Annotated in this window: 11 protein-coding genes and 1 pseudogene; 10 read left to right on the top strand and 2 right to left on the bottom strand. The window is 63.4% G+C overall.

The features are described 5' to 3' along the window. Nucleotides 1-5 precede the first annotated feature (5 nt). Entirely contained in the window at nucleotides 6-392 is a 387-nt protein-coding gene (locus tag C7I87_RS22920) for a DUF3085 domain-containing protein (RefSeq protein WP_149906342.1), read from the top strand. An 84-nt stretch (nucleotides 393-476) separates the two neighbouring features. Then, on the top strand, nucleotides 477-5,591 hold the full coding sequence (locus tag C7I87_RS22925; RefSeq protein ID WP_149906343.1) for an N-6 DNA methylase: 5,115 nt from the start codon (nucleotides 477-479) through the stop codon (nucleotides 5,589-5,591). Nucleotides 5,592-5,599: 8 nt separating this feature from the next. Here the strand turns inward: C7I87_RS22925 and C7I87_RS22930 are convergent, their stop codons facing one another. Both C7I87_RS22930 and C7I87_RS22935 read right to left on the bottom strand, forming a co-directional pair. Beyond that, nucleotides 5,600-6,097 carry an RES family NAD+ phosphorylase gene (locus C7I87_RS22930; RefSeq protein WP_149906344.1) on the bottom strand — a complete coding sequence of 166 codons (498 nt, stop codon included), beginning with the start codon at nucleotides 6,095-6,097 and terminating at the stop codon, nucleotides 5,600-5,602. Nucleotides 6,098-6,101: 4 nt separating this feature from the next. Then, nucleotides 6,102-6,452 (bottom strand): MbcA/ParS/Xre antitoxin family protein, encoded by a 351-nt coding sequence (locus tag C7I87_RS22935; RefSeq protein WP_149906345.1) that lies wholly within the window; start codon nucleotides 6,450-6,452, stop codon nucleotides 6,102-6,104. 346 nt (nucleotides 6,453-6,798) lie between these two features. On the opposite strand from C7I87_RS22935, the gene C7I87_RS22945 reads away from it, so the two are divergent. From C7I87_RS22945 to C7I87_RS22980, 8 genes and pseudogenes are all read left to right on the top strand, one after another. Then, a complete protein-coding gene (locus tag C7I87_RS22945; RefSeq protein ID WP_149906346.1) occupies nucleotides 6,799-8,487 on the top strand; it encodes a ParB N-terminal domain-containing protein in 1,689 nt (562 codons plus the stop codon). A gap of 90 nt (nucleotides 8,488-8,577) precedes the next feature. Beyond that, a complete protein-coding gene (locus C7I87_RS22950) occupies nucleotides 8,578-9,048 on the top strand; it encodes a hypothetical protein (protein ID WP_149906347.1) in 471 nt (156 codons plus the stop codon). Continuing rightward, a pseudogene (locus tag C7I87_RS22955) lies at nucleotides 9,048-9,934 on the top strand (hypothetical protein). The gene C7I87_RS22950 and the pseudogene C7I87_RS22955 overlap by 1 nt, the downstream one beginning before the upstream one ends. Nucleotides 9,935-10,003: 69 nt before the next feature. Then, the gene (locus tag C7I87_RS22960; RefSeq protein WP_373424751.1) at nucleotides 10,004-10,273 is read left to right on the top strand and encodes a hypothetical protein; all 270 of its coding nucleotides are present in this window, start codon (nucleotides 10,004-10,006) and stop codon (nucleotides 10,271-10,273) included. A 485-nt stretch (nucleotides 10,274-10,758) separates the two neighbouring features. Further along, nucleotides 10,759-11,346, top strand: a complete 588-nt coding sequence (locus tag C7I87_RS22965; protein WP_149906348.1) for a hypothetical protein — start codon at nucleotides 10,759-10,761, stop codon at nucleotides 11,344-11,346. A gap of 303 nt (nucleotides 11,347-11,649) precedes the next feature. Beyond that, the gene (locus C7I87_RS22970; protein WP_149906349.1) at nucleotides 11,650-12,576 is read left to right on the top strand and encodes an ArdC family protein; all 927 of its coding nucleotides are present in this window, start codon (nucleotides 11,650-11,652) and stop codon (nucleotides 12,574-12,576) included. A 187-nt stretch (nucleotides 12,577-12,763) separates the two neighbouring features. Continuing rightward, the gene (locus C7I87_RS36525; RefSeq protein WP_149906350.1) at nucleotides 12,764-13,357 is read left to right on the top strand and encodes a cold-shock protein; all 594 of its coding nucleotides are present in this window, start codon (nucleotides 12,764-12,766) and stop codon (nucleotides 13,355-13,357) included. 527 nt (nucleotides 13,358-13,884) lie between these two features. Continuing rightward, nucleotides 13,885-14,145: a hypothetical protein gene (locus C7I87_RS22980; protein ID WP_149906351.1), complete on the top strand. Its 261-nt coding sequence runs from the start codon at nucleotides 13,885-13,887 to the stop codon at nucleotides 14,143-14,145. Nucleotides 14,146-14,337: the final 192 nt, after the last annotated feature.

Consider the following 14,337-nt stretch of genomic DNA (forward strand, 5'->3'; position numbering starts at 1 on the left):
CAGCCATGTTCACGTTTCCCATTCCCGGCGTTCGCAAGGTCGTCGATCGCGGTATTGCCGACGCCGCAGCCAATGGCGGGTTTCGCAACCCGTACTACGGCGAGGGCGAGATCCCCGGCCTATGGCTGGTTGGCGACCAGGGGGTCTACATGATCTCGAACGGCAAACTCGCCGACAGCGACCGTCCGCTCGTGATCTATTCGGACGAGTGCCATCCGGTCGGCAATCCGGACTGGTTCCATTACAAAACCCGCCATTTCGGCGGTGATGACGGGATCGAATTCATCGACGCCGAGAGGCTTATACCGCTGTTTGATCGGCACTTGCACTGCACACATCTGCACGTGCAGCTGACCGAGACAGAAGTCTCGCTGTCGTTGATCGCCCGCTAGCCCCTTCCCCCTCGCCAGCCTTTCACGCGGCCGACAACGCCGTCCGCGTGATCGTGCTCGCCAAAATTCCAAGGAGATTTTTCGATGGCGCAAGACGACCCCTTCACCCTCGACCTGTTCGGCAATACCGCTCTTTCTTCCGGTCTTGGCCTCGGCGTTACCGCCTTTTCGGCCGCATTTGCCGACGATCCTGACGATGATGACCCGACACCCTCGCCCCTCGCACCCGCCAAGCCCATCGCGGCGGATGCGGGGTCCGTGCGCAAGTCGCCAAGCGGAACGAACTTTTATCTCGCCGGCGCGCGCTGCCTCGCCAGATCCTGGCGCGACCGAGCCCGGGACAATCTCGCCGCCATTCGCCTTGCCGCCGGGATCGTTGACCAACAACGCGCGGCCACAGCCGATGAACAGGCGGCGCTAATCAAGTTCACCGGCTTTGGGGCCAGCGAGCTCGCCAATGGCGTCTTCCGCCGGCCGGGCGAACAGCGCTTCCGCAAGGGCTGGGACGAAATCGGCGCGCAGCTGGAGGCTGCAACAGACAGCGGTGACTACGCTTCGCTCGCCCGGTGCACGCAATACGCTCACTTCACCCCGGAATACATCGTCCGGGCCATCTGGAACGGACTACAGCGGCTGGGCTGGCGCGGCGGCCGCGTTCTGGAACCGGGTATTGGCACCGGGCTATTTGCAGCGCTGATGCCCGAACGGTTCCGCGCGGTCTCCCACATCACCGGTATCGAACTCGACCCGGTCACTGCCCGGATCGCCAGGCTGCTGCAGCCACGTGCAAAAATCCTCAACCGGGATTTCGCGCATGTCGATCTGCCGGCGCATTTCGATCTGGCCATCGGCAATCCCCCGTTCTCGGACCGCATCGTGCGCAGCGACCGGGCGCTCCGCTCGCTTGGGCTGCGCCTGCACGACTATTTTATCGTCAAGGCGATAGACAGTCTGAAGCCTGCAGGCCTCGCCGCCTTTGTCACCTCGGCCGGTACGATGGACAAGGCGGATAGTCGCGCCCGCGCAGCAATAGCCGGCATGGCCGATCTTATCGCCGCAGTCCGCCTGCCTGAAGGCAGCTTTCGCGCCGACGCGGGTACCGACGTCGTGGTCGATATCCTGTTCTTCCGCAAGCGTAGCCCCGGGGAGATGCCCGGTTCCGATGCGTGGCTCGATTTGGCGCAGGTGCGGGCGGAAACCGAGGACGAGGGCGCAATCCGCGTCAACCGCTGGCTCGCCGAGCACCCCGACATGGTGCTGGGTGAGCATGCGCTGCGGCGCGGCATCCATGGTCCCGACGAGACCTATACCTGCCTGCCGCGCGCCGGTGAGGACCTCGATGCTGCTCTCAACGCGGCGATGTTTTTTCTTCCGGAAGCCATCTACGGCGGCGATCCTGAAGAGATCGGTCCCAGTCTGGACGAGGATCTTGCCGGGCCGTCCGCCAGTCCGGCAGCCGATGGCATGGCGATCCGCGAGGGCAGCTATTTTCTGGCGAAAAGTGGCGCCCTGATGCAAATGATTGACGGCATTCCTGTCGCCGTCAATGTGAAGCGGGGCCGGGGGACCGATGGCATCCTCGACAAGCATGCGCGCATCCTCCGCAAGCTCATCCCGATCCGCGATGCCGTGCGCGAGGTGCTGAGGTGCCAAGAGTTGCATCGGCCGTGGAAGCCGGCACAAGTCACGCTGCGCATCGCTTGGTCGAACTTCGTGCGCGAGTTCGGGCCGATCAACTTTACCACCGTCTCGACGTCGCAGGACGACGAGACCGGAGAGGTTCGCGAAACGCATCGTCGGCCGAACATCCAGCCCTTTCTCGATGATCCGGATTGCTGGCTGGTCGCCTCGATCGAGGACTATGACCTGGAGAGCAATACGGCCAAGCCCGGGCCGATCTTTTCCGAGCGCGTGATCGCGCCGCCGCCGGCGCCGGTCATCACGAATGCCGCCGACGCGCTCGCGGTAGTCCTCAACGAACGTGGCCATGTCGATCCCGATCACATCGCTGAGCTTTTGCATCGCGATGTCGCCGCCATCATCGAGGAACTGGGACCGGCGATCTTCCAGGACCCGGCTTCAGGAGCATGGCAGGCGGCGGACGCCTATCTTTCCGGCGCGGTCCGCTCGAAGCTTGCGGTTGCCGAGGCCGCGGCTGCACTTGATCCCGTTTTCGCCCGTAATGTCTCGGCGCTGAAGGCTGTGCAGCCTGCCGATCTCCGGCCCTCCGACATCACCGCGCGTCTTGGCGCACCATGGATACCGGCGGCCGACATCATCGGCTTCGTCAAGGAAACGATGGACGCCGACATCACCATCCACCACACCCCGGAGCTTGCCTGCTGGACGGTGATGGCCCATGGCCTGCGATATTCGGCCGCCGGCACGACGCAATGGGGCACCCATCGCCGTGACGCCGGTCAGCTTCTGTCCGATGCGCTCAACTCCTCGATCCCGCAGATCTTCGACACGGTGAAGGACGGCGATACCGAGCGCCGTGTCCTCAATGTCGTCGACACGGAGGCGGCGAAGGAGAAGCTGCAAAAAATCAAGACGGCTTTCCAGAACTGGATCTGGTCCGATCCCGATCGCACCGACCGCTTGGCCCGTATCTACAATGACCGTTTCAACAACATCGTGCCGCGAAGATTCAACGGGGACCACCTGCAACTTCCAGGCGCCTCGGGCGCCTTTTCTCTTTATGGCCACCAGAAGCGGGTCATCTGGCGGATCATTGCCGCCGGCAGCACCTATGTCGCCCACGCCGTCGGCGCCGGTAAGACCATGTCGATCGCCGCCGCGATCATGGAGCAGCGTCGGCTCGGCCTGATCAACAAGGCGATGATGGTCGTGCCCGGCCATTGCCTGGCACAGGCCGCGCGTGAGTTTCTCGCGCTCTACCCTTCCGCCCGCATTCTCGTCGCCGACGAGACGAACTTCGTGAGGGAGAAGCGTCGTCGCTTCTTGTCGCGCGCCGCGACCGCCAACTGGGACGCGATCATCATCACCCATTCGGCGTTTCGCTTCATTGCCGTTCCTTCGGCCTTCGAGGCCCAGATGATCCAAGATGAACTCGTAGCCTACGAGGAGCTGCTGACCAAGGTCGAGCGAGAGGATCGGCTGTCGCGCAAGCGCATCGAGCGCATGAAGGAGGGCCACAAGGAGCGGCTGGAGGCGCTGTCGACGCGCAAGGACGATCTCGTGACCATCGGCGAGATCGGCGTCGACCAGATCATCGTCGACGAAGCGCAGGAGTTCCGAAAACTGTCGTTCGCCACCAACATGTCGACACTGAAGGGTGTCGATCCGAACGGCTCGCAGCGCGCCTGGGATCTTTATGTAAAATCCCGCTTCGTCGACACCAGGAATCCGGGCAGGGCGCTGGTGCTGGCGTCAGGCACCCCGATTACCAACACGCTCGGCGAAATGTTCACCGTCCAGCGGCTGATGGACAATGCAGGTCTTGCACAGCGCGGGCTGCACGAGTTCGACGCCTGGGCTTCGACCTTTGGCGATGCCTCGACCGAGCTCGAACTGCAGCCGTCCGGCAAATACAAGCCGGTGACACGCTTCGCCCAGTTCGTGAACGTTCCCGAACTGATCGCGATATTCCGGTCGTTTGCCGATGTGGTGATGCCGGCGGACCTGCGCCACTATGTCAAGGTGCCGGAGATCACCGGCGGCAAGCGCCAGATCATCACGGCAGAGCCGACCCGAGCCTTCAAGGCCTATCAGCTGGTGCTCGCCGAACGCATCAAGGCGATCGAGGAACGTGACGGACCGGCGCAGCCGGGCGACGACATCCTGTTGTCGGTGATCACCGACGGACGGCATGCGGCAATCGATCTTCGGCTGGTCATGCCGGCCATGGACAATGAAGTTGGCAACAAGCTCAACGCGCTTATAGCCAACGCCTTTCACATCTGGCGCGACACGGCGCAAAACATCTATGTCCGGCCAGACGGGCAAGTCTTTGAGCTGCCAGGGGCGGCCCAGATGATCTTTTCCGATCTCGGCACCATCAACGTCGAGAAGACCCGGGGCTTCTCCGCCTATCGCTGGATCCGCGATGAACTGGTCCGGATGGGCGTCCCCGCTTCCGAAATCGCGTTCATGCAGGATTTTCGGAAGTCTGAGGCCAAGCAGCGCCTGTTCGGCGATGTCCGGTCGGGCCGGGTGAGGTTCCTGCTCGGCTCTTCCGAGACGATGGGAACCGGGGTCAACGCGCAGCTTCGGCTGAAGGCGTTGCATCACCTTGATGTCCCGTGGCTCCCCTCACAGATCGAGCAGCGTGAGGGGCGTATAATCAGGCAAGGCAATCAGCACGATGAGGTGGGCATTTACGCCTACGCAACGCTCGGCAGCCTTGATGCCACGATGTGGCAGAACAACGAGCGCAAGGCCCGCTTCATCGCCGCGGCCCTTTCCGGCGATACCTCGATCCGCCGCCTGGCAGACATCGGCGAGGGCCAGGCCAACCAGTTCGCTTTAGCCAAGGCGATCGCGTCCGGCGATCCGCGCCTGATGCAGAAGGCCGGATTGGAGGCCGAGATCGCCCGTCTCGAGCGTCTTTGCGCGGCCCATATCGACGATCAGCATGCTATCCGTCGCCAGATCCGCGATGCCGAGCGCGACATTGAACTGGCGATCCGCAGGATCGGTGAGATCGCACAGGACATCGAGCGGCTGGTGCCAACGGCAGGGGATGCCTTCGCCATGACCGTGACAGGCGAGGCGTTCACCGAGCGCAAGTGCGCCGGCCGCGCGCTGATGAAAGAGATCCTGACGCTGGTCCAGCTCCAGCATGATGGCGAACAGGTTATTGCCTCGATCGGCGACTTCGATCTGAAATTTGCCGGCGAGCGCTTCGGCAAGGACGGCTTCCGCTACACGACCATGCTGCTGCGCATCGGCGCCGGACATGAGGTCGAGTTGCCCGTCACCACGACGCCGATCGGCGCCATCGCCCGGCTCGAGCACGCACTGGACAACTTCGAGGGCGAACAGGAAAACTATCGCCTGCGGCTCGACGATGCTCGCAAGCGTCTTGCGTCGTATCGACCGCGCGTCGGTGAAGCCTTTGCCTTCGAGGCCGAGTTGAAGATGAAGCTGGAACAACTGGCAAAGGTTGACGCGGATCTTGCCCGCGATGTCGAGGCATCGGGCGACAAACCCAGGAGCGATCGGATCGCGGCCTGACGGCTTTGCTATCTTGACAGGCGATTCTCGTCGTCGATCAGCGTGAGGCGGTGCGGGGCCGCATCACCCCATTTCCAGAGCACGAGGTTCAGATCCTGCCTGGTTGCGCCAGGTGCGAAGCTGCCGACAAGCAGGCCGTTGCAACCCTTGTCCATGAGGCGGCGGGCAAAGGCTTGCGTCCGCGCTTCTCCGGTCGCCTTCATCTGGTCACGCCATGTGCCGTCGGCGAGCGTGGCCGCATCCATGTCTTGGGCCGACAAAGCCTCTGCGTCACGGCCGTCGAAGACATCATCGATTTGTGCGTCGTAGGAGACGAGCGTCGTCGGCTGGAGATTGCCGACCTGGTTTGCTTCGCGTAGCGCGGTCATCACCGACAGTGACGCATAGAGCGCCGGAACACCCTTCGGATTGAATCGTCCACCGTAGAGTTCAGCGCCACGGCCCGACAGCGGCTCGCGCGCATAAATGGGATTCAACGCCCGATAGAGCTTTCCACGATAAAACACCGGGTCAGGCGTGCACGCCGGCGTCGACCGCGTCGACATAGTCCAGCACGTCATCGGCACGACCGCCGCGCACCAGCTGCATAGCCGTCTGGCCGGAGAAGCCCGGTAGCGGCTCCGAACGATACCAGGCATAGGCCATCAACTGCGAACCAAAGCGCGGCTCGACCTTGTTGATCACCTCGACCATCTCGCGCAGTCGACGCTGGGTCTTGTCCGACCGAATGCGGTCCTTGCGCTGGACCGCGTCCCTGCCGAGCCCCGCGGTGCGCGCGACTTCCTCGCTGGTCGTACGGAACGCCTCCGCGATCTTGCGCGGCGCGAAGAGGCCATTATCGGAATACTGGATGAGACCCATAAGCTATCTCTTGCCGGTTTGATGCCACTCAACTTGACGCAATATAGTGCCAGCCAACGTGGCAATCAATGGGAATAGCAATGGAAATGGAAGGAGAGGAGGAGGGGGAAAAAAACCGGTTCGCCGATCGCCCGAACCAGTGGCGCTTACGCTCAACCGCGCCGCTCGCGATCCCGGCCCGTCGTCCTGCGCAGGGCTGAAAGCCCCGCTGGTCCGGCCAGGCAGGGATGCTCGACCGCAGTTGCACCGGCCCGCCCGCTCCGCGGTGCCGGGGGATGTCTTCGGGAAGAAGACGGAAAAGGACGGGCGAAAAGGCCGCGTCCGCAATCCCCAAAGGAGTATCTCCATGGAACTGAAATTTGTCGATCCGCGCGCGCTCAAGGATAATCCCGACAAGGCGCGCCGTTCCAAGTCCAGCCCGCAGGCTGACGCGCTGCTGCTGGCGACGATCAAGGCTGTCGGCATCGTGCAGCCCCCTGTCGTTGCCGCCGAGGCGGACGGCGGCAACGGCTTCGTCATCGACGAGGGCCACCGGCGCGTCAAGCAGGCAATCGCCGCCGGCCTCGAGGAAATCGCCGTCCTGGTCGTTCCCCGTGCCGAGGATGGCGGCGCCATGCGCTCGCTGGTCACGACGATCGCGCATGAGCAGCTCAATCCCGTCGACCAGTGGCGCGCGATCGAACGGCTCGTTGCCCTGGGCTGGACCGAGGAGGCGATCGGCGTCGCGCTCGCTCAGTCGGTGCGCCAGATCAAGAAGCTGAGGCTGCTCGCCAACGTGCTGCCGGCGATGCTGGACCATATGGCCAAGGGCGACATGCCCGACGAACGCCAGCTCCGCACCATTGCGGCCGCCTCGCTCGAGGAGCAGAAAGAGGTCTGGAAGAAGCATAGGCCGTCGAAGGCCGATCCGCAGGTGTCGTGGTGGAGTGTGGCGCAGGGCCTCACAAAGACCCGCATGTATGCGCGCGATGCGAGCTTCGGCGATGACCTGGCCCAGGCCTATGGCATCGCCTGGGTCGAGGACCTGTTCGCGCCAGCCGACGAGGACAGCCGCTATACGAGCGACGTCGAGGCTTTCCTCGGCGCGCAGCAGGAATGGATGACGAACAATCTGCCCAAGAAGGGCATGCTCGTCGAAGTCAACGGTTGGGGCCAGCCGGAACTGCCGCAGAAGGCAGAACGCGTCCACGGCAAGCCCGCGAAGTCGGACTGCACGGCGATGTATCTCGACCGCGACGGCAAGGTGCAGTCGGTGCACTACCGCATGCCCGAGGCGAAGAAGGCCAAAGCCAGGGACGATGGCGGCCCCGGCGCTGGCGGTGCGGACGACACCGGCATCGTCTCGACGTCGCGCCCGGATGTCACCCGCAAGGGAATCGAGATCATCGGCGATTTGCGTACCGACGCGCTCCACGAGGCGCTTGCCCGCGCCCCGATCGAGGACGACACGCTGATGGCGCTGCTTGTTCTGGCCTTCGCCGGCCAGAATGTCAGCGTCGCATCCGGCGCCCGCGACATCTCGTATTTTGGATCCGCAAGCCTCGGGCAACACGCGGCGCGATTGTTCAATCCGGAGGGCGTCTTCGAGTTCGACATGGACACGCTGCGCTCCGCGGTGCGGTCCGTGCTGATCGACGTGCTCTCTTGCCGCGAGAACAGGTCGAACAGCGGCATTGTCGCGCGCGTGGCCGGCGATGCGATCGGCGCGGACAATTTTCTGCCCAACATGGGCAGCGAAGAATTCCTCTCCTGCCTGTCGCGGCCGGCACTGGAAGGCTCCTGCAAGGACACGCCGGTCCTGCCGCGCCAGAAGGTCAAGGACACTCGCGCCGCGCTCGTCGAGCACTTCAGAGAAGGGCGCCTCATTCATCCGGCCGCCCTGTTCGCGCCGGACAAGGCCAGGCTTTCGTCGTGGCTGACCAGGAAGGCCGCCAGCGGGGAAGACGATCCCGACGATCAGCTCGAGGATCCGCAGGCGGCTGCCGACGCTGGCGACGCTGAGGCCGAGCAGGCTTTCCGCGAGGCCGCCGAATAGCGCTCCCGCATCTTTCTTCTGATCGCCATCCCGCCGCCGGCAAACGCTGGCGGCGGTCCTGTTTTGACAATCAGCACATGGAGGACATGCATGTCCGCGCATCTCATCTTCCGCGCACCCATCGGTTCGCTCATCGCCTGGTCCGACGGCACGAAACGACCGCCGGAACGCCACCACAAGAAGCTGTCGCAATGGCAGACCAATAACAGCAGGGGTCGCCTGATCCGAAAGCAGCGCGAGGGAGCCGTCGCCAACGTCGGCCTGCCGGCGAGCTTCACGCTGCATGAGGCGGATTACGGTGCCAGCGGGGTCGTCGCTGTCCGCATCTATCGGACATTCTCGCTTGATTGCCGACTGCGCTTCATGGTTCTCGAACGCCCGGCCATCGGCGCGGTCCGCGTGCTTGATCGGCCCGGCGAGAACGCCGAACTGGTCCATCTCGCCCGAAATCGCGCCGATGCCGAAGAATGGCTGACGCAGCACCGCTATCCGAACGCGGTGCTCGATCAGATCACAGCGGACGAGGTCGCCGCCGACCATGTCGAGGGAAGGGCCGCGTGATGACCTATGCTCCTGCAAGTTCGAACGAAAACTCCATATCCGGATATCCGGAGGTGGAGATCGGCCGCAGCGCTGACGGCTTCTTGGTCGCTCGCACCGGTGATACGGCGTTTGCGATGCTGCCCGCGAGCGACGGGCGGCACTATCTGGCAACCGGCTGGCGTATCCGGCGTCCTATCGCCGAGTGGATGCGCTCCGATTTCTACGGCCATTGCGGCGCGCTCGCCGACGAGGCCGCGTTCCGGACAAAAGTCGAGCAGAACGCCGGGGATCAACGCGAGAGGCGCGCGCTCGGACGGCGGGAGATCTGGTCCACGGCGCAAACGCCATGGGGCCATCGCAGGGCGCCACGGTCTTCGCGGACGGGGTGACCTGTCATTCGACCGCGAGCCATGGCGGGTTCCATCTCTCGCCGGAACGCAACGCCAAGGTCCACGCCCGGCTGCGCGCGGCCGATGGATTCTATGAGGAAGATGTCTGTTGGGCGATCGTCGCCTTCACCTTCCCTCATCTCTTCACGAGCTTCGAGCGCCGTAGCGCGGAACGTACCATGAAGGACAGCTTTCCCGATGCCTGGGAAGCGATCACCGGCAAGGTGCTTACACCCGGCGAATCCCGCGAGAAAGATCAACGTGACTTCGAGGCGCAACACGCCGACGACTGGATCGTGGTTTCCGCAATCACGTCGGACCATGAAAAGGGCTTCGTCGAATGCATTGCCACGCCAGGTGGCAGGCGTGGCGTCGGCATTGAGGAACGCCGCTTCCTCGTCCCCGCCGATGAGTACGAGATCGGCCGTTTTGGCTTCGTCATCGATCCGGATCGCCACGTCGTCTATGGCGGCCCGTCGAGCTTCGTCGGCTGGCAGGGGAGGCTGGGCTCATGACGTTGTCGCCTAAGCGCCGCGCCGAACTCTTGCGCATGGAGGAAGCCCGCCGTCAAGCGCCAGCTCGACATGATCGACCGGCAGATCACACGCTGCATGACGGCGCTGATCCCGCAATTGCAGCCGCGCCAGTCAGGCTATCGTCGCGGGAGGGCGCCGGACGCGAGCGCCTTCCTCGAGCGTTATCGGTCACATCTTGCCGGCCTGACCGCGGAGCGCCAGCCGGAGATCGATGCCCTGTCCCGAAAGCTGGCACGCCAGGATCTTGCGATCGCCCGATTCCTCGAGCGGCATGGCGGTTGTCTCGATTTGCAACCCTTGTCGACCTTATACTTCTGACGCGCGGCGTGACGATCGGCCTGTTTGCCGCGAGGTGAAGCAGGTGCCTTCCGGCGGGCGCGGCAGCCGAATTGACGGGCATAGCCGGTTCATCCGGTGGCGACACATGCGGTACAACAACAATCAGACTGGTTTTGAAGGCGGTTGGTCACGGCAACCTGTCCTACGGTCCTCATTGTCGATGATCAGGCTCCCTGGCCGGCCTCCCTTCGTTCGGTGTGCGGTCCTAAACCGGCGGCCGTGCGCTTCAAGGCCGCGTTCCGCGCCGCGGGGCGGCCGGTAGAGGCCGCTCTCGGCACGGCGGGCCCGCGTCCCGCGCGAGGGCTGGTAAGCCCTGCTTGGACGCAAACCCACCCTGCTCGATTGGCCCTCCCGGACCCTGAAGCGCCCGTCTTTCCGCCGGTTTTGTCTGGACCTCGCCCGAAGGGAGGGCCGGCCAGGGAGCCGGTCCAGGCCTTCGGCGGAACCGAAGCAAAGGAACTCCCATGACCAAGACCGCTCGTACTTCCCGTCAGTCTGCCCGCGTTGTGCCGCTGCGCAAAGGCACCACCATCGAAATGGTCCGGCTCTGTTGCCCGGACGCCAATCAGGCCAGCCTCATCTCCGAAAGCTTCGGCCTGCCCCTTCTCGACAGTGATGGCATTCGCGATCTTCACGAAAAGCTCATCATCGAGACGGCCGATGCCCTGAGCGAGGGCCTGGGCGAACGCGCGATGCAGATCCACCTGCAGCGGATCGTTGGCGCCTTCGTCGGATCGGCGCACGGCGCCGGCCAGTTCTACAGCCGCGCCGTGACCGAAGCGCGCGATGCGACGGCCAAGTCCGCCAACGACGCCCGCGACGAGGACCTCGACGGGCCGGTCGGTTTCGACAGCGCCGCCCAGCGCAAGCGCGAGTTCGCCGCCGATATGGCACTCCAGTCCCATGCGCTGCGCGTGGCGGCCGAGGGTGCGGTCGCCGCTTACGAGCAGGTCGTCGGCGAGCGCTGGAAACCCTTCGAGCGCGCCATCGAGAACCCCGGCCAGACCGTCGACCGCAAGGCGGCCGATTTGCAGATGGCGGCTCTCGGCTGAGCCCGCCAGGGCGAGGCCTCAGCCTCGCCCGTCACATCGTTGACGAGGCCGGTCCTACGACGGACCGGCCTTTTTCATGGGGCGCCGCTCCGGAAAGGAAAGAGAAAGAAGAATGGAAGGGAGCAGCCGCCCTCGCATCCCGTCCCGGATCGCGGTCCTGCCAGGCCCGGTGGGTCGCGCAACGGCTTCGCCGCCCTCCTCTTCGTTCCGGTCCTGCGGATGCGCGCCCTCCCGATCGCCCTGGCGACGGACGCCCGTGACGGGTCGCGATAGGCGCGGCTCCAAAATCGAGAGGTTGAGAACATGAAAGCCAGGGAAAGCGGATCGCGCGCCGACATCTATGCGCGGATCACCGACAAGATCGTTGCCGATCTGGAGAAGGGAGTTCGTCCATGGGTCCAGCCATGGAATAGGCGCAACATGGTTGGTCGGATCATCCGGCCGCTGCGCCACAATGGCGAGGCCTACACAGGAGTGAATGTGCTCCTTCTCTGGTCGGAGCGAATGGCGCGCGGCTTTTCTTCCTCAATGTGGATGACATTGCGGCAGGCGAACGAACTCGGCGCCCATATCCGAAAGGGTGAAAGTGGCGCGACCGTCGTTTATGCCAGCCGCTTCACCAAGACTGAAGCGGACCCCGGCGGCGGCGAAGTCGCACGCGAGATCCCGTTCCTGAAGGCGTATACAGTGTTCAACTGTGACCAGATCGAAGGCTTGGATGACCATTATTATCGGCATGCGGACCCGGCCCCCAATCCCATCGAGCAGATCGAACACGCCGAGCGGTTCTTCGACAATACAGGCGCGACGGTGCGCTATGGCGGCGACAAGGCATATTACTCACCGATCACCGACCACGTGCAGCTACCCTTTCCAGACCAATTTCGGGACATTGCGTCGCTGATCGCAGTGCGAGGACACGAGACCCTGCATTGGACCTCTGCCCCTCATCGGCTGAACCGCGACCTGAGCCGGTACCATCAGGACAAGACCGATCGCGCGCGCGAAGAACTTTTGGTCGAAATTGGCGCCAGTTTCATTTGCGCCGATCTCGGCATCGTGCCGGAGATGGAGCCGCGACCCGATCATGCCTCGTATATCCAGAGCTGGGCCACAATCCTCGGCTCCGACAAGCGGGCGATCTTCCAGGCTGCAGCCCATGCGCAGCGCGCGGTGGCCTATCTGCACAGCCTTCAGCCGCAAGAGGATACGGAGCAGGAGGCCGCCTGAGGCTTCCGCTCCGCTCGCAGCCAGGACGCACCTCACGCCGATCCGCGTGCAAGCGGATGCCGGTCACCCGTGATCACCGAGCGGCTTTACTTAGGAGACACTGTATAAAAAGCACGTTGATCGGCCGTCGGCCCCACCTTATTCATAAGCCAGCAGAGTGCCTTCTCCTATGCCCAGCCGAGACAAAATGAGCAGATACAAAGACCACCGCAAGCCACGTCGGCATCGAGATGAGGACGGGCCGCCTTTTGCAGAAGTTGGTTTCGTGCCGAGCTTCTTTCAGAGCCCATCACCTGCGATCGCAGAGCCTGTCCAGGCGCAGGTGAAGTGGTTCGACGCGGGCAAAGGATTTGGGTTCGTCAAAGTCTCGGACGGCAGGGAAGCCTATCTGCCGCTCCGCGTCTTGGAGGCCTTCGGAAACAGCGGTGTCGCCGAAGGAGCCCATCTCAAGGTCGTTCTGGAAGAAACGCGAAAGGGGCATCAGGTTGCGCAGGTACTGGAGATCGGAGAAGGGAGCAAGACTTCGCCACACGCGACTGTTGGTGAAGCGTCCGTCGTTGGATCGGAGGTGCGGCTGGAAACTGCCGGCACTGTGAAGTGGTACAATGTCGAAAAGGGCTTCGGCTTCATCGCTCCTGAAACCGGAGGAAAGGACGTCTTCGTGCATGCCTCCGCGCTGTCCCGCTCTGGGCTCACCGCGCTGGTGGAGGGACAGAAGGTTCTTTTCGAACAGGGGCAGGGCAAGAGAGGCACGGAGGCCCAGAGCCTTCGCCTTGCCTAAAGCCCTCACCGGCGCCGCCGCCCGGCTGTTCTATTGGGCGTCTTACCTGGAGTTGCTCGCAGCCTTCTTCGTGAACCCATGAACAGAGATCGATGGGAGAGGCGGCGCGAGCGAGGATGATTCTAGCCTGGCCGGCGTCCGACGCATACTCTCGGGGGGCGGGGGGTACATGAAAGCGTCGGTCGCCGGCACTAGGCTGCGCGTCACCAATGACGCGCGGGCAGTCAGGCTGCGGAGGGGCGCCTTCAACAAGGATGGCTGATCATAGTAAAGAAGTTGTTACGACCCACAGGCTATCCGATCTCGGGACGATCTGTGGTCTCAGCTGAGGCTGGGATTTCTGCAGCCGCGAACATTCTTTCCACTTCAGGCTAACGGCGGCCCGGAATGGAAAACGCCTCCAAAAACCGGTCGAGTTTGCGCTGTTGTGCTTCAATCTTGCCCGGCGGGCCGGCGAACTTCACCTCATGTTTTGCCCGGACCAGGCGTCATCGACTCGCTGGCATAGGGCGGGCGGGCGACTGCCGATGATCGTCGACCAGAAACAACCTACGTTAGCGCAGCACCTTTTATCTGCTGTGCCCATCACCTGTTGCCGCTCGTCGCCTGACCGCATCATGCCATCGTCCTCGTTCAGCCGGTCGACCCTCCCGATCGCCAAGCTCAGTGATGTTCCTCTGGAGAACTGTTTCGCGTCGTTCGTGACCTGCCTACGCGCCGTCACCTCGCTTGAAGTTGGCCATTCCGTTGAATACGGGCGCTCGCTTACGGGTCGCGACTCTTACTGATGTGCACGAAGCGCATTGCCCGCAGTCTTTTCTGGCCTCGCGCTCACCTGGTGCCATTCTACCCTTTCGATGCTTCTTGCGAGTGCGACAAGCGGACCAAAAATATCCATTTGAGGCTAATAACTTTGCGGCATGCCCCGAAAAAAGGAAACGGAGCCTCTTTTGCGTAGAAATGGCTGGACCCGAACGGGC

The sequence above is a fragment of the Mesorhizobium sp. SARCC-RB16n genome, from assembly GCF_008520305.1.
Taxonomy (GTDB): Bacteria; Pseudomonadota; Alphaproteobacteria; order Rhizobiales; family Rhizobiaceae; genus Mesorhizobium.